This is a genomic window from Streptomyces griseoaurantiacus (genome assembly GCF_036189845.1).
In the GTDB taxonomy this organism is placed as follows: domain Bacteria; phylum Actinomycetota; class Actinomycetes; order Streptomycetales; family Streptomycetaceae; genus Streptomyces; species Streptomyces griseoaurantiacus.
Genome location: NZ_CP108326.1, coordinates 2,802,611 through 2,821,270 on the forward strand (window position 1 = coordinate 2,802,611; position 18,660 = coordinate 2,821,270).

Annotated in this window: 15 protein-coding genes; 8 read left to right on the forward strand and 7 right to left on the reverse strand. The window is 75.1% G+C overall.

Annotation, left to right across the window (positions count from 1 at the left end; all coding sequences use genetic code 11):
- Positions 1–146 precede the first annotated feature (146 nt).
- Positions 147–2,483 (forward strand): bifunctional glycosyltransferase/CDP-glycerol:glycerophosphate glycerophosphotransferase, encoded by a 2,337-nt coding sequence (locus OHB09_RS12440; protein ID WP_328921979.1) that lies wholly within the window; start codon positions 147–149, stop codon positions 2,481–2,483.
- Positions 2,484–2,559: 76 nt separating this feature from the next.
- Here OHB09_RS12440 and OHB09_RS12445 read toward each other — a convergent pair whose 3' ends face one another.
- Positions 2,560–2,973 (reverse strand): organic hydroperoxide resistance protein, encoded by a 414-nt coding sequence (locus tag OHB09_RS12445; RefSeq protein ID WP_006138874.1) that lies wholly within the window; start codon positions 2,971–2,973, stop codon positions 2,560–2,562.
- A gap of 115 nt (positions 2,974–3,088) precedes the next feature.
- On the opposite strand from OHB09_RS12445, the gene OHB09_RS12450 reads away from it, so the two are divergent.
- The 5 genes from OHB09_RS12450 (at position 3,089) to OHB09_RS12470 (ending at position 8,325) form a co-directional block, all read left to right on the forward strand.
- Positions 3,089–3,592, forward strand: a complete 504-nt coding sequence (locus tag OHB09_RS12450; protein WP_191853473.1) for a MarR family winged helix-turn-helix transcriptional regulator — start codon at positions 3,089–3,091, stop codon at positions 3,590–3,592.
- A gap of 208 nt (positions 3,593–3,800) precedes the next feature.
- Entirely contained in the window at positions 3,801–5,087 is a 1,287-nt protein-coding gene (locus OHB09_RS12455; protein WP_006138872.1) for a glycosyltransferase family 87 protein, read from the forward strand.
- Between the two features lie 52 nt (positions 5,088–5,139).
- A complete protein-coding gene (locus tag OHB09_RS12460; RefSeq protein ID WP_328921980.1) occupies positions 5,140–6,837 on the forward strand; it encodes a glycosyltransferase family 2 protein in 1,698 nt (565 codons plus the stop codon).
- Positions 6,838–6,950: 113 nt separating this feature from the next.
- Entirely contained in the window at positions 6,951–7,514 is a 564-nt protein-coding gene (locus OHB09_RS12465; RefSeq protein WP_006138870.1) for an ester cyclase, read from the forward strand.
- Positions 7,515–7,527: 13 nt separating this feature from the next.
- On the forward strand, positions 7,528–8,325 hold the full coding sequence (locus tag OHB09_RS12470; protein ID WP_191853475.1) for an MBL fold metallo-hydrolase: 798 nt from the start codon (positions 7,528–7,530) through the stop codon (positions 8,323–8,325).
- Positions 8,326–8,341: 16 nt separating this feature from the next.
- On the opposite strand, the gene OHB09_RS12475 is transcribed toward OHB09_RS12470, so the two are convergent.
- From OHB09_RS12475 to OHB09_RS12490, 4 genes are all read right to left on the reverse strand, one after another.
- Positions 8,342–10,036 carry a glycosyltransferase family 2 protein gene (locus tag OHB09_RS12475; RefSeq protein ID WP_328921981.1) on the reverse strand — a complete coding sequence of 565 codons (1,695 nt, stop codon included), beginning with the start codon at positions 10,034–10,036 and terminating at the stop codon, positions 8,342–8,344.
- Positions 10,033–12,279 (reverse strand): bifunctional glycosyltransferase/CDP-glycerol:glycerophosphate glycerophosphotransferase, encoded by a 2,247-nt coding sequence (locus tag OHB09_RS12480; protein WP_328921982.1) that lies wholly within the window; start codon positions 12,277–12,279, stop codon positions 10,033–10,035. The genes OHB09_RS12475 and OHB09_RS12480 overlap by 4 nt, the downstream gene beginning before the upstream one ends.
- Before the next feature lie 108 nt (positions 12,280–12,387).
- A complete protein-coding gene (locus OHB09_RS12485) occupies positions 12,388–13,350 on the reverse strand; it encodes an ABC transporter ATP-binding protein (protein WP_328921983.1) in 963 nt (320 codons plus the stop codon).
- Positions 13,343–14,278, reverse strand: coding sequence for an ABC transporter permease (locus OHB09_RS12490; RefSeq protein WP_006138865.1), 936 nt, complete (start codon positions 14,276–14,278; stop codon positions 13,343–13,345). The genes OHB09_RS12485 and OHB09_RS12490 overlap by 8 nt, the downstream gene beginning before the upstream one ends.
- Positions 14,279–14,439: 161 nt before the next feature.
- Between OHB09_RS12490 and OHB09_RS12495 the strand changes: the two genes are divergently transcribed.
- Complete coding sequence (locus OHB09_RS12495; RefSeq protein WP_407077323.1) at positions 14,440–15,162, forward strand: TetR/AcrR family transcriptional regulator; 723 nt, start codon at positions 14,440–14,442, stop codon at positions 15,160–15,162.
- 24 nt (positions 15,163–15,186) lie between these two features.
- Here the strand turns inward: OHB09_RS12495 and OHB09_RS12500 are convergent, their stop codons facing one another.
- Positions 15,187–16,134, reverse strand: a complete 948-nt coding sequence (locus tag OHB09_RS12500; RefSeq protein WP_328919524.1) for an AraC family transcriptional regulator — start codon at positions 16,132–16,134, stop codon at positions 15,187–15,189.
- A gap of 109 nt (positions 16,135–16,243) precedes the next feature.
- Between OHB09_RS12500 and OHB09_RS12505 the strand changes: the two genes are divergently transcribed.
- Positions 16,244–17,092: an alpha/beta fold hydrolase gene (locus OHB09_RS12505; RefSeq protein WP_234527824.1), complete on the forward strand. Its 849-nt coding sequence runs from the start codon at positions 16,244–16,246 to the stop codon at positions 17,090–17,092.
- Here the strand turns inward: OHB09_RS12505 and OHB09_RS12510 are convergent.
- Entirely contained in the window at positions 17,049–18,629 is a 1,581-nt protein-coding gene (locus OHB09_RS12510; RefSeq protein ID WP_407077324.1) for a hypothetical protein, read from the reverse strand. The genes OHB09_RS12505 and OHB09_RS12510 overlap by 44 nt on opposite strands.
- Between the last annotated feature and the right edge of the window lie 31 nt (positions 18,630–18,660).

The window sequence follows — 18,660 nt, forward strand, 5'->3', positions numbered from 1 at the left end:
CGCGGAAGGGGTGGGTCCGAGCACGGGTCCACCCCTTCCGTGTGCCGACACGCCGGGGTGTCCCCCATATGCCACAAACGGCGTAACCGGATCACTCCTTCGGCCGTTCCCGGGCATATGCCCGCGCCGACCATATGGATGTCTTCGTGCCCCGGTTCAGTGTCATCGTCCCCGCGTACAAGGTGCAGGCCCATCTGCACGCCTGCCTGCGGTCCGTGCTGGAGCAGTCCTACCCGGACCTCGAACTGCTCGCGGTCGACGACTGCTCACCGGACTCCTGCGGGGCGATCATCGACGAGTTCGCCGCCCGGGACGCCCGGGTCGTGCCGCTCCACCTCCCGCGCACGTCCGGTTCCGGCCCGGCGCGCAACGCCGGGCTGGCGCGGGCGTGTGGGGACTACGTCCTCCTGCTGGACGGGGACGACAGCCTGACGCCGGGCGCGCTGGAGGCCCTCGCGGTCCGGCTGAAGGAGACGGAGGAGCCGGACCTGCTGCTCTACGGGCACGCCTACGTCCTGTGGACGGGCGAGGAGGTGCCCGACCCGTTCGCCGACCGGCTCGCCGCCGGGGACGGGCCGGTGCCCTCCTTCCGTCCGGAGGACCGTCCCGGCCTGCTGGCGCTGCCGCCGGTGGTGTGGAACAAGGCGTACCGGCGGGACTTCCTCGAACGGGAGCTCCTGCTGTTCCCGCCGGGCGGGCACGGCGACCCGGCGTGGACGTACCCGGTGCTCCTGACGGCGAAGTCGATCGCCCCGCTGGACCGGGTGTGCGTGCACCGCAGGCGGGGACGCCACCACGGGACGGGGGCCGGGGCCTCGTACCCCGGTGCCGTCTTCCCCGGCACGGGAGGCGGCCGTCCCTTCGACGTGTTCGCGCAGTACGACCGGGTCTTCGCGCGGCTCGCCGACCGCCCCGATCTGGCGCGCTGGCGGCCGGTGGTGTTCCACCGCATGGTCGACCATCTGACGGCGCTGTTCGAGGGGTGCGGGCGGCAGCTCCCGCGCGGGGCACGCGCCGAGTTCCTGCGCCGGGCGCGCGCCCACTGCCGGCGCCACCGGGTGCGCCGCGGGGGGCTGCGGAGGGCGGGCGGCGGCTCGCTGCCCGGGCCCGCGAACGCCGGTCCCGTGAGCGCCGGGCCCGCAAGCGCCGGGCCCGCCCTGCCGGGCGCCACCCGGGCGGAGGCGGGGCCGGGGGCCGGTCACCGGATGCGGCGGCTGCTCGTGCGGCTCGGCAGCCGTCGGACGTACCGGCTGCTGTCCCTGGCCGTCCTCCAGGCCCGGCGGGCCCGGCGCGCGGCCGGTCCGGTGGGCCGCGGTCTCGGCGCCGCCGCGCTGCGGCTGCACTACCGCACCCAGCGGCTGCTGCCCGTGCGGGCCGACCGCGCGGTGTTCGCCAGCCACGGCGGGCAGCCTTACGGCTGCAACCCGGGGGCGCTGGAGGCCGCGTTCCGGGAGCTGGCGCCGCGCATCCGTACGACGTGGATCACGCGCCCGGAGCACCGGCACACCGTCCCGCCGTGCACGCGGGGCGTGCGCCCCGGCTCGTTCGCGTACTGGACGGCGCTCGCCCGTTCGCGCTACCTCGTGGGCAACGCGCCCTTCGACGCGCGGCTGCGCAAGCGGCCCGGCCAGATCGTCGTCCAGACCCAGGCCGGCACCCCCCTCAAGCGGGTGGGCCTGGACGTCCGGGACCGTCCGGCCGTCGTCCGGGAGGGCGAGGTGGAGCGGCTGCTGCGGGACGCGGACCGGTGGGACTACGTGCTCTCCGGCAACCGTCACTCCACCCTGGTGTGGGAGCGCGCCTTCCCCGCCGCCTTCACCATCCTGGAGTACGGGCTGCCGCGCACCGACCGCTTCCACCGGGCGGGCGCCGAGGAGACGGCCCGGCTGCGGGCCTCTCTGGGCATCCCCCCGCACGCGGTGGCGGTGCTGTACGCACCGACGTTCCGCGACTACCGGCGCACCCCCTACCGGCCGCTGGACCCGGAGCGGGTGCTGCGCCGGCTCGGCCCGGGCTTCGTGCTGCTGACCCGCGCGCACCCCGCGTACGGGGAGCCGATGGTCCGCGTCCGTGACGCGCCGGGCCTTCTCGACGTGTCCGGGTACCCGAGCGTGGAGTCCCTCTGCCTGGCCTCGGACGCGCTCCTCACGGACTACTCGTCGCTGATGTTCGACTACACGGGCCTCGACCGGCCCGTCGTGATCCACGCGGAGGACCGCGAGGCCTACGAGGCGGCCCGGGGTACCTACTTCGACCTGCGGACGTTCCCCCCGGGCGAGGTGACGCACAGTGAGGACGAGGTGGTCGACGTCTTCCTCTCCGGCCGCTACGGCGGGATGCGGGCGGCGCGGCGGCGGGCCGCCTTCCGTGAGCGCTTCTGCCCGTACGACGACGGGCGGGCGGCGGAGCGGGTCGTGCGGCACGTGGTGTTCGGCGAGCGGGGGCTCGCGGCGGGCCGCCCGCCGGGCGTGGTGGAGCCGTGAGGGGTGGAGCCGTGAGGGGTGGGGCCGTGCGGGCGGGGCGCCCCGGAGGGCGCCCCGTGCGCCGTACCGTGCCGCCTTATTCGACGACCAGCTCCACCGGCACGTTGCCGCGGGTGGCGTTGGAGTAGGGGCACACCTGGTGGGCCTGCTCGACGAGCTTGCGGCCGGTCTCCTGGTCGAGGCCGTCCGGGAGCTCGATGCGGAGGGTGACCGCCAGGGCGAATCCCTCGCCCTGCTTGCCGATGGAGACCTCGCCGGTCACGGCGGCCTCGCTGACGTCGACCTTGGCCTGCCGGCCGACGGCGCCGAGCGCGCTGGCGAAGCACGCGGCGTACCCGGCGGCGAAGAGCTGCTCGGGGTTGGTGCCCTTGCCGTCGCCGCCCATCTCCCGGGGGACGGAGAGGTCGAGGTCGAGCTTGCCGTCGGAGGTGACGGCACGTCCCTCACGGCCGTGGGTGGCGGTGGCGACGGCGGTGTAGAGCGCGTCCATGGAAAACCATCCGTTCCTGGGTTCGGAGTGCTGCCTTGCCTTGCGGTACAGCCATAAGTGAAGCACGCAATTCAATTGTGTGCAACTAAATGACGTCGAGGGCTACCCTGGTGGCATGACCAGGACGCAGCACTCCACGACGCGGGAGGCCGAGATCCTCCGCCTCGACCGCCAGATCTGCTTCTCCCTGCACGCCGCCACCCGGGCCTTCAACGGCGTCTACCGGCTGGTCCTCCAGGACCTCGGGCTGACCTACCCGCAGTACCTGGTGATGCTGGTGCTGTGGGAGCACGGCGAGCTGCCGGTGAAGCGGCTCGGCGAGCACCTCCGGCTCGACTCCGGCACCCTCTCGCCGCTGCTCAAGCGCCTGGAGACGGCGGGGCTCGTGCGCCGGGAGCGCAGCGCACGGGACGAGCGCTCGGTCCAGGTGGGCCTCACCGAGCAGGGCACGGCGCTGCGCGAACGGGCGCTGGAGGTGCCGCGCCGCATCGGCGCCGCGACCGGCTTCGACGCGGACGAGGTCAGGGACCTCCAGGAGCGCCTGGACACCCTCACGGCCGCCCTCGACGCGGCGATCGCCCGGCCCGACGCGCTGAACGGGAACACCGCGACCCCGTGACGCCCGCGCGGACTCCCGAGCGGGGACTCCCGGCGGGTGACACGGGCGGGTGAGGCGGCCGCGCGAGACAGGCGGGCACGCGGGCGAGGGCGAGTGAGGCAGGCGGGTGAGCGTATCGCCCGAACTTGTACTCATCACATCCGTTCCTACCCGTTTGACGGTGTATCACCCGACATGCGGCTCTTGCCCGGCCTACGATCCGAGCTTGATGAGCACCTCGATCACCGCCGCCGCCCGCCGCCGCCCGCGCCCGCTGCTCGGCCTCGCCGCCGCCTGGCTCCTCAGCCGCGCCCTGATGCTGTGGCTGCTCGTCCACGACGACGCCCGGCCGCTCGGCCTGGGCGGCGTCTCGCGCGAGGTGCACCATCTGTACTTCCACTGGTACGGGATCCTCGTCCACGGGGCCTTCCCGGTCGGCGACCCCATGTGGCAGTACCCGCCCGGCGCCGGTCTCGTCCTGCTGTCGCCCGCGCTGCTGCCGGGGGTGACCTACTTCCAGGGCTTCGTCGCGCTCACCCTCCTCACCGACCTGGCGGTGCTGCTCGCCCTGCTGCGCACGGGGCTGCGCACCGGCCGCAGCCTGCGCGGCGCCGCCCTGTGGATCGGCGGGCTGCCGCTGCTGCTGCACCTTCCGCTGGCCCGCTACGACGTGCAGGTCACCGCCTTCGCCGTGCTCTCCCTGCTGGCCCTCACCCGCTCCCCCCGCGTCTGTGGCGCACTCGCGGGTCTGGGCGCCCTGGTGAAGGTCTGGCCGGCACTGGTCCTCATCGGCACCCCGCGCGGCCGTGACTCCCGGCGGGCCTGGGCCTCGGCCGCCCTCGCCGCGGCCGCGCTGCTGACGCTCCTCGCCACGCTGTTCCGCACCCCCTTCGACTTCCTGCGCCAGCAGGGCGGGCGGGGCGTGCAGATCGAGTCGCTCGGCGGCACGGTCCTCGGCCTCGCCCGCCGCGCCGGCTGGCCCGGACGCACCCGGTACCAGTTCGGGGCGCGGGAGTTCGTGGGCCCGTACGTGCACCAGGTGGCCACGGTCTCGCTCGCGCTCACCGTCCTCGCCTTCGGCCTGCTGCTGGTGTGGCGGCTGCGGGCCCGGCACTGGACGACGGCCACGCCGTCCGACGCGGCGCTCGCGGCGGTGCTGCTGTTCACCGTGACCAGCCGGGTGATCAGCCCGCAGTACATGGTGTGGCTGGTGGGCCTGGCCGCCGTCTGCCTGACCTCCCGGCACACCACCCAGCGCCCGGTGGCCTGGCTGATCCTGGCGGCGACCGCGACCAGCACGGTGGTGTACCCGGCGCTCTACATCGAGGTCATGAGGTCGAGCTGGACGGGCTGCCTGCTGATGCTGACCCGCAACGGGCTGCTGGCCTGCGCGGCGGTGCTGTCGCTGGTGCGGCTGTGGCGGGCCACCGCGAAACGCCCCGAGGCGGTCGTCCCGCCCCGGGAGCCCCGGCCCGGTTCCTCCCGTCTCCCGGACGACAGGCTGAGCGTCTCCTGACGAAGGGGCGGTGCCTGTCACTCTCATTCAGACGAATCGGTGCGTGATTCCCATGGATCCAGCCTCCGCCGCGCGAGGGACACCGGACCGGCCCCCGCGTGAGGGTGACCGGGACGGTGCCGTCGCGGTCGTGGTCATCGGATACCGGGACGCCGCCCACGTCACCACCGCCGTGCGGTCCGCGCTGGCGCAGGGTCCCGCCGTGCGCGAGGTGATCGCGGTCGACGACTGCTCACCGGACGGCAGCGCCGGCCTGCTGGCGGCACTCGCCGCCGGGGAGCCGCGCCTGCGGGTGATCCGCCGCTCGGTCAACAGCGGGGGCTGCGGCACCCCGCGCAACGACGGCATCGACGCGGCGACCGCCCCCTACCTGATGTTCCTGGACAGCGACGACGTCCTGCCGCCAGGCGCCGTCGACGCCCTGCTGCGCGCGGCCGGGCGCCACCGGGCCGAGGTCGCCGCCGGGCTGTGCGTGCGCCGTGAAGTGCCCTCGGGGCGCGAGACCCCCTGGCAGCCGGAGCTGTACGCGCGCCCGGCGGTGGTCGAACGGCCCGCCGCCCGCCGCCGGCTGGTGCACGACACCCTGTGCGTCAACAAGCTGTACCGGACCGGCTTCCTGCGCGCGCACGGCATCCGCTTCCCCGAGGGCCGCTTCCCCTACGAGGACTTCGTCTTCACCGCGCGCGTCCTGGCGGCCGGACCGCGTCTCGCCCTCGTCCCCGACCGGGTCTACGTCTGGCACGTGCGCCGCACCGCCGACCGGCTGTCGATCTCGCTGGACCGGGCGGGCGTCGACAACTGGCGGGCCCGCACGGAGGCGGCCCGGCAGGCGTACGACATCCTGCTGGGCGCCGGGGAGAAACGGCTCGCGCGGGAGGCGCGCGCCAAGTTCCTGGAACACGAGGTGCGGATGTACGCGCGGGAGCTGGGCCTGCGGGACGCCGCCTACCGGCGCGCGTGGTGGGCGCTGACCCGGGCGCACCTGGCGGCGTACGACGAGGCGGACTTCGCGCGGGCGCCCGCGCCGGGGCGCGTCGTCGCCCGCGTGGTGCTGGCCTCCGGGGAGCCCCGGGACCTGCCCCGGCTGCGGGAACTGGCCGCCCGCCCCTCGCGGCTGTGCCCGCCGTACGCGGTGACCCCGGAGGGGGCGCCCGTCTGGTCGGCGGACCTCCCGCAGGTGGCGCTGGACCACGTCCTGACCCGCCCGCTGCGCGTGCTCCCGCTCGCCGTGGACGCCGCTTTGCGCCCCCGGGCGCGCGGCACCCGGCTGCGGCTGCGCCTGCACGAGCTGTACGGCAGGGTCGCCGGGGCCGGCCCCCGCACGGTGGAGGCCACGCTGGTGCACCGCGAGGACGGTCGGGCGTTCCCGGTCGGCACGGCCGCGCTGCGGCCGGCCCTCCCCGGGTCCGGCACCTGGACCGCCGCGCTGCCGCTGGACACGCGAGCCCTCGCCGCGGCCGGTGCGGCCACCTGGGACCTGCGGGTCCGCCTGCGCTTCGCCGACGGCGCGGTGCGCGAGACCACGGCCCACGCCACGGCGGGCCCCGGCCTGCTGACCCGCACGGCGCTCCCGAGCCTGCGTCACGGTCTGCTGCTGCTCCACCCCTACGCCACCCACTCGGGCTCGCTCGCCCTGCGCGTGGCTCCCGGACCGCGGGGCGCGGCGGCGGTGTTCCGGCGTCGCCTGTCCCGGCTGCCGCGCAAGGGGAATTCCCGCCTCCGCGCGAGGGGCCGCCCCGCCTTTCCATGATTGACAGCCCGCGAGGCCCCGCATAGCGTCCCGGTTGACGACTCGTTTGCCAACCACGGTCTATGGACGGGGAGTTGACACCCTCCCGTCCGTCCGGGACGGAGCCAGACCCTGTGATCACCGACGAAGTGCGCGCGGCCCGGCAGAAGCTGGTCCTCGACCACATCCACGACGAGGGCCGCCAGCAGTGGGACGACGTCCTGGCCACGTTCCCGCATCCGCGCTACGAACTCGTGCCGCTGATGACGGTCCACGACGGGGAGAGGGCGGTCCGCGGCTACTACGACTTCTCCCGGACCGCCTTCCCGGACCAGGACCACGAGCTCATCGCCCTGCGGCACAGCGAGGACGCGGTGATCGTCGAGTTCTGGCTGGTGGGCACCCACCTCGGCCCCCTCGGCGCGATCCCGCCGACCGGCAACCGGTTCCGTGTCCGGATGTCCGCCTACTTCCTGTTCGACGAGAACGAGAACCTGCTCTGCGAGCGCGTCTACTACGACTCCCTGTCGATGCTCAAGCAGCTCATCGGCGGGCTGAACATGCGCGATCCACGGAACTGGCTGCTCACCCTGCGCTGTCTGCGCGGGGTGCTGAAGATGTCCGGCGGGGAGCCCGATCCCTCCCTCGTCCACACCCCGAAGGCGGACCTGGACCTCCCGGAGCCGAAATCGTCCTGAGAAGGGACGCGCCGTGAAGGTGCATCACCTGAACTGCGGCACCATGCGCCCGCCGGGCGCCGCCCTCGTGTGCCATGTGCTGCTGGTCGAGACGGACCGGCGGGGCCTGGTCCTCGTCGACTCCGGGTACGGCCTGCGGGACGTCGCCGAGCCCGCGCGCCGGGTGGGCCCCCTCCGTCTGGCCATGCGGCCGCTCCTCGATCCCGAGGAGACCGCCGCCCGCCAGGTCGAGCGCCTCGGTTTCCGGCGCGAGGACGTGCGCCACGTCGTGCTCACCCACCTCGATCCCGACCACGTCGGGGGGATCGCGGACTTCCCCGGGGCGCGGGTGCACGTCACCGCGGCCGAGGCGCGGGGCGCGATCCACGCGCCCACCCGGCGGGAGCGGCTCCGTTTCCGGCCCGCCCAGTGGGACCACGGGCCCCTGCTCGTCGAGCACGGACCCGGCGGGGAGGCGTGGCACGGCTTCGCCGCGGCCCGGGAACTGGACGAGGTGGCCCCCGGCATCGTCCTCGTCCCGCTGCCGGGCCACACGCGCGGTCACGCCGGTGTCGCCGTGGAGGCCGAGGACGGCGTGCTGCTCCACGCGGGCGACGCCTTCTTCCACCGCACCACGCTGTCCGGCCGCACCCGCATGCCGCTCGCCCTGCGCGCCACGGAGACCCTCGTCGCCCACGACCTCGCCCGGGTCCGCGCCAACCACGACCGGCTGGCGGAGCTGCACGGCCGGGCGGACGGCCCGGCGATCCTGTGCGCCCACGACCCCGTGCTCCTGGCGCGGGCCCGGAACGGGGCCGGCCCCTCCTCGTAGCCGGGCGGACGGCGGGTCAGCGCAGGGCGCCGCGCACCAACCGGGCCGCCCGGCGGAGCCTCGGGGAGGACAGGCGGCGGGCCAGCGGGGGCAGCAGGCGCGCGGCCGGGCCCACCGGGGTCCAGCGCACTTGCAGCCGGCCCGCTCCCCTGCCCTCGGGTTCGACGGTCAGGGCGTGCGGCAGGGCCCCGCCGTGCGCCGTCGCCCGCAGCACCGGGAAGGTCAGCGGGGCCAGCAGCACTCCGGTGTTCGTGAGGTCCTGGTGGTGCAGGCGGAGCCGCGGGTGGCGGACCCCGCCGAAGCCGTGCACCGGCAGCCGCGCGGCCCCCAGGTCCAGGCGGACCCGGCCCTCGAACACCCCGGGGCGCACCGGGTCGAGGCGGAAGGCGGCGGTGAGCCGGCGCCGTCCGGGGGCGAGGACCACACTCGCCCGCTGGGGTCCCACGGGCAGCCGCAGCCCGGGGTCGTAGGTGCGCACCGCGAGGTCGAGGGTGAGGCCGGGGCCGGGGGCGACCGAGCGGATCTCGTGCCGGAACAGGGCACTGGGGAAGGGGCGGGAGTCCAGTTCGAGGTCGGTGACGTCGAGTTCGCGCCGGGCCGCGTCGGTCTCGGGGGCGACAGCGCCCCAGTACAGGCCGGTGCCGTCCGCGGTGGTCTCCCGGGGGGCCACCGCGTGGCCGAGACCGCGCGCCGCCCACCGGGCCTCGGCGAACCTGCCGTCCCGCACGAGCTGGAGCACCACCCGTTCCGGGCGCGGCAGCCGGGCGAACGCGCCCGGGGCCAGAGTGTCCAGGTAGGGCGTCACCTCGGCGGCGAAGGCGCTGAGCCACTCCTCGTCCCGATAGGGCAGGTCGCCCGCGTACATGCGGAAGTCGTGCTTGAGGAACTTGTAGTCCTTGTCCTCGCGCAGCGACTCGTGGCCGCTCTCGGCGAGGAAGGCGTCGATCAGCCGCTGCACGTGCACCCGGTCGCGCACGTTGCTCAGCCTGTGCCGCTGGTTGGAGATGGAGGCGGCGTCGGCGGCGGCGTACGGGGCGATGTACCAGCGGTAGACCGGCTCGGGGAGGATCGTGAACGACTTGGCCAGGCAGTACGCCTGCGCGGAGAAGAGCTGGTCCTCGTAGTGGATGCCCTCGGGGAAGCGCAGTGCGTGCCGGTCCAGGAAGGAGCGGGCGTACATCTTGCTGGTCGACAGGTGCTCGAACAGGAGCCCCGGTTCGGCCTCGATGCCCTCGACCGTGCGGCGTTCGGCGACGAGGTGGGCCATCCAGCGCGAGCGGCGCCCGGTGTCCACCCGGACCCGCTCCACGGCGCCCATCACGAAGTCGACCTCCCGCTCCCGGTGGGCGGCGAGCAGCAACTCGACGGCGTTCTCGGGGAGTTCGTCGTCGCTGTCGAGGAACATCAGGTAGGGGGCGCGGGCCACTTCCAGGGCGCGGTTGCGCGGGGCGCTGCAGCCGCCGCTGTTCTCCGGCAACCGCAGGTGGAGCACCCGGGGGTCCTGGGCGGCGAGGGCGCGGGCGACGGCCGGGGTGTCGTCGGTCGAGTGGTCGTCGCTGATGATCACCTCGATGTCGGCGTGGGTCTGGCGCAGCGCGGAGGCGACGGCGCGCGGCAGCCGTGCGGCGTCGTTGTAGACGATCACGGTGACGGTGACGTCCGGGCTGGTGAGCTCGGGGACGGTCAGGGGTACGGCGTCCGGGGCGGTCACAGTGCGGTCGCCTCCTCGGGGGTGGGGGCGGGGATGCGTTCCTCGACGGGGACGACCGGGGGCAGCGTGTCCTCGGCCGCGCCGAGGAAGACCCTGCGCACCACGCGTTCGGCGGCCTGCCCGTCGTCGTACTCGCAGAACCGGCGGCGGAAGGCGGACCGCGCCTTGCGGGCGCCCGCGTCGCGCCAGGCGTCGTCGGCGAGGATCTCGGTCAGTTCCTCCTGGCCGCGCGCGACCGGTCCCGGCGCCTCGGCCGTCAGGTCGAAGTAGACGCCGCGGGTGGAGGCGTAGGTCTCCCAGTCGTCGGCGTGGATCACGATCGGCCGGTCGAGGTTGGCGTAGTCGAACATGATCGACGAGTAGTCCGTGACCAGGGCGTCGGCGGCCAGGGCCAGTTCCTCCACCGGGTCGTAGGAGGAGACGTCGATCACCCGGCCGGTGCGGCGCAGCCCGGCGAGCGGGGAGGCGGCGTTGCCGTAGAAGTAGTGGCCGCGCACCAGGAGGACGGTGTCCTCGCCGAGCCGGTCGGCGAGCAGGGCGAGGTCCAGGCGGGGGTTCCAGCCGGCCTCGTAGTCGCGGTGGGTGGGGGCGTAGAGAATCGCGCGGCGGCCGGGGGCGATGCCGAGCCGTTCGCGGATCGCGCGGATGTCGGCGGCGGTGGCGCGGTAGTAGACGTCGTTGCGCGGATAGCCGTGGTCGAGGGGGGTGTAGCGGGAGGGGTAGGCGCGCTCCCACATGCGGGTGGAGTGGCTGTTGGCGGAGACGCTGTAGTCCCACTTGTCGACGCGGGCCAGCAGCGCCTCGAAGTCGAGGCCCTTGGCGGCGGCGGGGAAGTCGAGCTGGTCCAGGCCCATGCGTTTGAGCGGGGTGCCGTGGTGGGTCTGCAGGTGGACCGCGCCGGGCCGCTTGACCACCGCGTCGGGGAAGTTGACGTTGTTGACCAGGTACTTCGCGCGGGCCATGACCTCCCAGTAGCGGCGGGTGCCGGGCACCACGTGGTCCGTGCCCGGGGGCAGCAGTGCGGCCCGGTCGCGGGAGACCACCCAGACCTGGTGGATGTCCGGGGCGAGGGCGGCGAGCCGGCGGGCGATCGCGGCCGGGTTGCAGGCGACACCGCGGTCCCAGTAGGCGGAGAACACCGCGAGACGCGGGTCGACGGGGCCGCTCAGCGCCCTGCGGTAGCGCTGCTCGTGGAGCAGCGCGGCGGCGATCCGGCGGCCCCCGAGGACGGCCTTCCGGACCGTGCGGCGCCGCTGGTTGGCGGCCTGGAGGGCCCGGTACCTCGTGTACGCGTTCTCCTCCAGGAGGGAGCGGCGGATGCCCTCGAAGCCCCCGGGGCGGCGGTGGCCCTCGGGCCGCAGGGTGACGGCGGCGCGGGAGGCGCGCGCGAAGAACTCGCGCGCCACCGGTTCGGGCATGCCGCTGCGGGCGAAGGTGCGCAGGCAGTCGCGGACCATCACGTCGTACAGCACCGCCCGGGGCCGCCCGGGGACCTCTCGCTCGGCCATCAGCCGGTGCAGCCGTTCGTACCGTTCGATCAGCGCGTACCGGTCCTCGGGCGCGGGCGGCGGCAGACTCTCGGGGCGCGGTACGCGGCGCTCGTAGGCCGGCTGGTGCAGGAAGGCGATCCGGTCGGCGTGCAGCAGCAGGCTGTACGCCAGGTACGCCTCCTCGCCCGCGGCCTCCCGGGTGGCGGGCAGCGCCTCGTGCGCCCGCCAGAACTCGGCGCGGACCACGCGGGCGCCGAGCAGCGGGGTCAGCCGCAGCATGTTGGGGAAGTCGGCGAGGGCCGGGGTGCGGCGTCCGGTGCGGGCGAAGATCCAGCCGTCGCCGCTGCGGGCGCCGGGGGCGTCCCAGGTGGAGCGGACGTGGTCGACGGCCAGGACCTGCACCTCGGGCGGGAGTTCCGCGGTGCGCTCGGCGAGGACGCGGGGCGTGCCCGGGGGCAGTGCGTCCTCGGCGCGGACGAAGTGCAGCCAGGCGCCGGTGGCGTGCTCGGCGCCGGCCGTGCGGGCGGCGGCCTCGTCCGTGTCCGCGGGCAGTGGCAGCGCGCGTACCCGGCCGTCGCGCTGCGCCGCCCGCTCCGCCTCCCGCCGGGCCCGCTCGCCGACCGCCGCGAGGACGATCTCGACGCCGGTGAACGGCTGGGCGGCGAGCGAGTCGAGCAGTTCGGCGAGGTGTCCCCGCGCCTCGGGGCCGTACACGACGACGCTCAGACCCGGCTGCACATGACCTGATCGCACGCGGCCTCCTTCGCTCCGCCACGCCCCGCGCCCCTGGTGGACGCCGACGAGGACGACACCAGGCCATCGTTACACCAAAGGGGCAAAAGGGGTGGATGCGGTTGGGCCTCAGGAGGGAAGAGGGGGTCGGGGCGCGGCCCGGTCGGTCCGCGCCCCGGCGGCCCGTCCGGCTACTTCCGCTTCGCGGGGCGCCTTCCCCGCCCTGTCGGGGCCTCCGGTGAACTCCTCGTACGCCGCGAGGACCTCGTCCGTCGGTCCGTCCATGCGCAGTTCGCCGCGCTCCAGCCACAGCACGCGGTCGCAGGTGTCCCGGATCGACTTGTTGCTGTGGCTGACCAGGAAGACGGTGCCGGCGTGGGCGCGCAGCTCCCGGATGCGCCGCTCGGAGCGCTTCTGGAAGGAACGGTCGCCGGTGGCCAGGGCCTCGTCGACGAGGAGGACGTCGTGGTCCTTGGCGGCGGCGATGGAGAACCGCAGCCGGGCGGCCATGCCGGAGGAGTACGTGCGCATGGGGAGGGTGAGGAAGTCGCCCTTCTCGTTGATGCCGGAGAAGTCGACGATCTGCTGGTGGCGCTCCCTCACCTCTTCCCGGGACATGCCCATCGCGAGCCCGCCGAGGTGGACGTTGCGCTCGCCGGTGAGGTCCTTCATCAGAGCCGCGTTGACGCCGAGGAGGGAGGGCTGGCCGTCGGTGTAGATGCGGCCGCGCTCCACGGGGAGCAGTCCGGCGACCGCCTTGAGCAGGGTGGACTTGCCCGAGCCGTTGGTGCCGATGAGGCCGATGGCCTCGCCCCGGTGGGCGGTGAAGGACACGTTCCGCACGGCGTGCACCGTGCGCACACCGGCCGCCCGCTCGGTCTGCTTCCGGCGCAGCATGCGGTTGAGCGCGGCGGTGGCGGCGCCCCGGCCGGCGCCGGTTCCGTTGACGCGGTAGACGATGTCGACGGCGTCGCAGATGACGGTGGGGACGGGAGCCGGGGAAGCGGCTTTCGTCAGGTCGGTGGTCCTGCGGTCGGTGGTCCTGAGGTCGCTCGTCATGCGGTCGCTCGTCCTGTGATCGGTGTCAGCCACGGCCGTACGTCTCCTCGGCCTTCCAGAAGTAGACGAACCCGCCGACGCCGGCGAGCAGTGCCCAGCCGGTCGCGAGCGCCCACACGTGCGGCGGGAGCCCGCTCGCGTGGAAGCTGTCGATCAGCGCGAAACGCATCAGGTCGATGTAGACGGCGGCCGGGTTGCACCGCAGGGCGAGCAGCACGAGGTGCGGCAGGTCCCGGTCGCGGGTGACGTGGTCGATGCTCCACATCACGCCGGAGACGTACATCCAGGTCCGCAGCACGAAGGGCATGAGCTGCGCGATGTCCGGGGTCCTGGCGCCCCAGCGGGCCATCACCATGGCGACGCCGGCGTTGAAGCAGAACTGGAGCACCAGCGCGGGCACCGCCAGCAGCCAGGAGGCGGCGGGCGGCACGCCGAAGGCGAGCAGGATCACCACCAGCGCGCACATCGAGAAGAGCAGTTGCTGGAGCTGCTGGAGCGCGAAGGACACCGGCAGCGCGGCGCGCGGGAAGTGCAGCGCCCGGACGAGGCCGAGGTTGCCGGAGATCGCGCGGGTGCCGGCCATGATCGAGCTCTGCGTGAACGTCCACACGAACACGCCCGTGACCAGGAACGGGACGTAGTCCGGGACGCCCCTCTTGGTGCCGAGCAGGATGCCGAAGATCAGGAAGTAGACCGCCGCGTTGAGCAGCGGGTTGGCCACCTGCCAGAGCTGGCCGAGTTTGGCCTGGCTGTACTGGGCGGTGAGTTTGGCGGTGGCGAAGGCGCGGATGAAGTGCCGGCGGGCCCAGAGCTGCCGGCCGTACTCGGGCAGGGAGGGGCGGGCGCCGCTGACCGAGAGTCCGTAGCGCGCGGCGAGCTGCGCGGGCGTCTCGGCGGGGGGCGCGTCCGGCGCCGGGGAGGCGGTGGCCGCCGGGGGCGGGGGTTGCAGGACCTGGCTCACGTCCGCTGCTTTCGGTGGAGGGCGGGCCCGTCGGCGCCGTGCGTTCCCTCGGCCCGGCCCGCTCGGCCGGCAGGGATCGACGTCGGAACGGGACCGTATCGTCGCTTCGTCAGCGTAGGCCGTGGCGACGTCGCAACGCAACCGTTTCGTCGTCACGCCCTATGCTGGGCCGCATGACGAGCAGAGCCGACGCGGACAGCGGGCGCCCCGACGGGAACGCGGGGAAGGACGCGGCCGAGGGACGGCCGGCCGCACCCCCGCGGCCGTCCCGCCCCGCCGACCCGAAGCCCCGGTCGCGCCGGGCACCGGCCGGGGCCGCCGTGCTGCGGCCCGAGGTCACCGAGGCGATCCGCGCGGCCGTCTTCGAGGAGCTCGCGGCCGTCGGCTACGCGCGGATGTCCATCGAGGGCATCGCCCGCCGGGCCGGCGTCGGCAAGACAGCGGTGTACCGGCGCTGGCGCTCCAAGCTGCACCTCGTCCTCGACCTGGTCTCGGCCCTCGCGGTGCAGGGCCTGCCCGCCCCGGACACCGGCTCCCTGGAGGCGGACCTGCGACTGCTGTACGAGGTGACCTCGCGCGCCCTGCGCCACCCGGTGGCCGGCCAGATCCTGCCCGACCTCCAGGCCGAGGCGGCCCGCAACCCGGAGATCGCCGAGGCGCTGCAGAAGGCGCTGCGGGAGGGCCAGCAGTCGGTGACCCGGGGCATCGTGGCGGCGGCGAGGACCCGCGGTGAGATCCGTGCCTCCGCCGACGAGAGCCTGGCCCTGGACCTCATCTCCGGGCCGCTGTACTGGCGGGCGGTCGTGGCCCGCGAGCCGAAGCTGCCGAAGCACTACCTGCCGAGCCTGGCACGAGCGACGGCGGGGGCGCTGAAGGCGCTCTGAGCCCCCGGCCACGCGGGGGCGCGGCTACCGGGGTCCGCCGGGGAGGGCGCCGGCTCCCGCGCCCTCCCGCCCGGCTTCCGCGCCCTCCCGCCACGCCCCCGGCGGAATCCCCGTCTGCCTGCGGAAGAACGTCGTGAAGTTCCCGGCGTCGGCGAACCCGAGCCGCCGGGCGCAGCCCGCCACCGGCACGTCGGTGTGCGCGAGGATCCGCTTCGCCTCCAGCAGCACCCGCTGGTCGAGGAAGGCCTTGGCCCCCTCGCCCGTCACCGCCCGCGTCGCCCGGGTGAGCGTGCGCACGTCGTGGCCGAGGGCACGGGCGTAGTCGGTGACGTGGTGCCAGTCGGCGAAGTGCTCCTCGACGGCGGTCCGGTAGGCGCGGAAGACCTCCGCGTGCCGCCCGCCGGACGGTGCCGTGCCCCCGGCGCCGCGTCCGTCGCCGTCCGCCTCGCCCGGCCCGGCCCCGGTCCCGGCCGGCAGGACCCGCAGCAGCAGCGCCGCCAGCAGGTGGGAGAGCAGTTCCCCGGAGGCGCGGGCCGGCGTCACCGCCACCGCCCGGTGCTCGCGGCCGAGGTGCCCGGCGGCGAGCAGCGCGAGGTCCAGACGTGGTGCGTCCAGCTCCCAGCACACCGGGGCGGCGGCCTCGGCCGCGGTGAAGCCGGGCAGGAACGCGGGCCGGAAGAGCACCAGCGGACCGTCGACCGTCTCGACGTCGCTCCAGCGGTGCACCGTGCCGGGCCGGATCCACACGACGGAGCCCTCGCGGAGGCCGTGGGCGCGGAAATCGGCCTCGTGGCCGCCCGTCCCGGAGCCGACCAGGGCGAGGACGTGGAAGTCGGGGCGCTGCGGGAGCGTCCGGCGGCGCTGCGGGTCCATGGCCCGCAGCGCGGCGAAGTCCAGCACCTCCACCCCGTACGGCGAGCCGACGGCGGGCAGGTACCGCAACCGCCGGACGGCGAGGTGTCCGTTTTCCACAACCATCGTGTCCCTTTCCACCGGGAAGCGTACGACCGCGTGCGTAGCGTCGACAGTGCGCACGACGGCAGGGAAGCGTCGTGGAGGCATCACAGGAGGAGACGTCGTCATGACGGAATCGACAAGCCCGGCGGGCACGGCACACCTGACCGGGACGAGGAGGACCGTGCCCGTGCGGGGCGGCGCCCTGGAGGTGCGCCTTTGCGAGGGCGCCGGACCGGCGCTGGTCTTCGCCCACTACTGGGGCGGCACCGCCGGCACCTGGGACGGCGTGCTGCGCCGGCTCCCGCCCGGCCGGGCGACCGTCCGCTTCGACCAGCGGGGCTGGGGCGCCTCGCGCGCGCTGCCGGGACCGTACGGGCTCGAACAGAGCGCGGACGATCTGGCCGCGGTGGCCGAGACGTGCGTACCGGGACCGTACGTGCTCGTCGGCCACTCGATGGGCGGCAAGGCGAGCCTGCTCCTCGCGGGCCGCCGCCCGGCCGGGCTCGCCGGTCTCGTGCTCCTCGCCCCCGCCCCGCCCCGGCCGCCCGCCGGGGTCACCGAGGAGTACCGGCAGGGCCTGTCCCACGCCTACGACGCGCCCGCGACGGTCGAGCACGCCCTCGACCACGTCCTGACCGCCGCTCCCCTGGCCGCCGAGGCGCGTGCCGCCGCCGTGCGCGACAGCCTCTCCGCCGGGGAGGAGGCCCGCCGCGCGTGGCCGCTGCACGGCATCGCCGAGGACATCACCGGCGCGGTGGGCGGCATCGAGGTGCCGGTGACCGTCCTGGCGGCGGAGCACGACCTCGTCGAGCCGCCGGAGGTGCTGCGCGCGCACCTCCTGCCGTACGTCCCGCACGCCGAACTGGTCACGGTGCCCGCATCCGGGCACCTGCTGCCCCTGGAGGCCCCCGCCGCCGTCGCGGCCGCGCTCACGGACTTCCTGGCCCGGCTCCCCGGCCGCTCCGCGGGGTGACGACCGCGTACAGGACCGCGCCGTCCGGTCCGGCGACCGCCCGGCGCAGCCCGGCCGGCGGGGTCCCGTAGCCCCGGCCCCACACGACCCACCGCACGCCGTACCGCCGCAGGACGGCGCGCCGGGCGGCCGGGGAGGTGCCCGGCGCGTAGTACCGGCGCACCGCGGCGAGCCGCTCCGCCTCGTCGACCAGGAACACGTCCGGGTAGCCGGGTGCGACGGTGTACGCCCCGTACGCCGGGATGCGCCGGGCCGGTCCCGTGCGGGCCAGCACCACGTCCCCGTAGCGCACCGGAGGCGTGATCCAGCCGTAGCCCGGCCAGGGCTCGGGGCTCCGCGCGAGGACCGCGGCCGGCAGCGCCCGGCGCGGCACGGCGTACCCCAGGACCCCCACCTGCGCCCACGCGCCCGCGGCGAGCGCGGCCCCGAGCACCAGCGCGAGGGCCGCCCGCCCTCGCCTCCGCAGCCGGCCCCACGCCTCGCAGGTCTCCACCGCCACCGCGAGCTGCGCCGGGATCAGCACCCCGGGCAGCACCCGTCCCCAGGACCAGTGCCCGGTCAGTCCTCCCGCGGTGAAGACGAGCACGGCGAGCGCGCAGAAGACCACGAGCGCGTCCCACCGCGCGCGGCGGGCCCGTACGAGGAGGGCGGCGAGGCCGAGGAGCACCAGCCCGTAGCGGGGCAGCAGGTCCTCGTAGAGGGGCCGGTGGACCGCCTCCAGACCGCTGCCCGCGCGCAGCAGGGAGAAGAAGTCGTAGTAGGGCCAGAGCCACAGCAGCAGCGCCCCGAGCGCGGCGCCCGCCAGGGGCCGGACGCCGAGGGGACGCACGCCGAGGGGACGTCCGGGAGTGGCGGCGGCGCGGGCGGAGACCAGCACCCCCACCGCCCCCAGGGTGGCGACCACACCCGTGAACTGGTGCACCAGCAGGATCACCGCCCACAGACCGCCCAGTCCCAGGAACGCCCCCCACCCCGCCCGGTCCCGTGCCGCCCGCGTGAGCAGCGCCCAGAAATGGAAGGACAGCCCGAGGGCCAGGGTGCTCGGATAGGCGATCGTGAGCGCCAGCGAGACCAGCCCGGGGAACCCGCTCCACGCGAAGTCCCGCACCCCCCACAGCAGCACCACGCACAGCACCGCCAGCGGCCCGGCCGCCCGGTGCCCGCAGAGCGTCCTCGCGTACCGCCAGACCCCGGACACCAGCAGCGCGAGCGCGACCGCCGCCCCCGCCCGCAGCACGTTCCACACGGACAGCCCGGTCAGCCGGGCCAGGCAACCGAGCAGCACCGTCCAGGGCGAGTAGTAGGGGCTGGGCGCGTCCGCCCGGACCAGCGGATCGCCGGGACGCGGCAGGGCGTGCCGCAGCCGCTCCACGGTCGCCGCGTGCATCCCGAGGTCCCCGATCCACGGCAGCCGCAGGATCACCAGCGCCAGGAGCAGGACGAGCAGCACGACCGCCGCGCGCAGTGCCCCGAGGGCCCGGGAGGGGCGGGTCACCGGAGTGCCGCGGACTCTCCCGGCGAAGACGCTGACAGTCACGGGTCCGGAACCTCCAGCCGCCGCGGGGGCG

Bases quoted from the DNA above. Each gene is read 5' to 3' on its own strand.
- OHB09_RS12460 (WP_328921980.1), top strand. From the start codon at position 5,140: ATGGATCCAGCCTCCGCCGCGCGAGGGACACCGGACCGGCCCCCGCGT.
- OHB09_RS12495 (WP_407077323.1), top strand. From the start codon at position 14,440: ATGCTGGGCCGCATGACGAGCAGAGCCGACGCGGACAGCGGGCGCCCC.
- OHB09_RS12505 (WP_234527824.1), top strand. From the start codon at position 16,244: ATGACGGAATCGACAAGCCCGGCGGGCACGGCACACCTGACCGGGACG.
- OHB09_RS12455 (WP_006138872.1), top strand. From the start codon at position 3,801: ATGAGCACCTCGATCACCGCCGCCGCCCGCCGCCGCCCGCGCCCGCTG.
- OHB09_RS12450 (WP_191853473.1), top strand. From the start codon at position 3,089: ATGACCAGGACGCAGCACTCCACGACGCGGGAGGCCGAGATCCTCCGC.
- OHB09_RS12445 (WP_006138874.1), bottom strand. From the start codon at position 2,973: ATGGACGCGCTCTACACCGCCGTCGCCACCGCCACCCACGGCCGTGAG.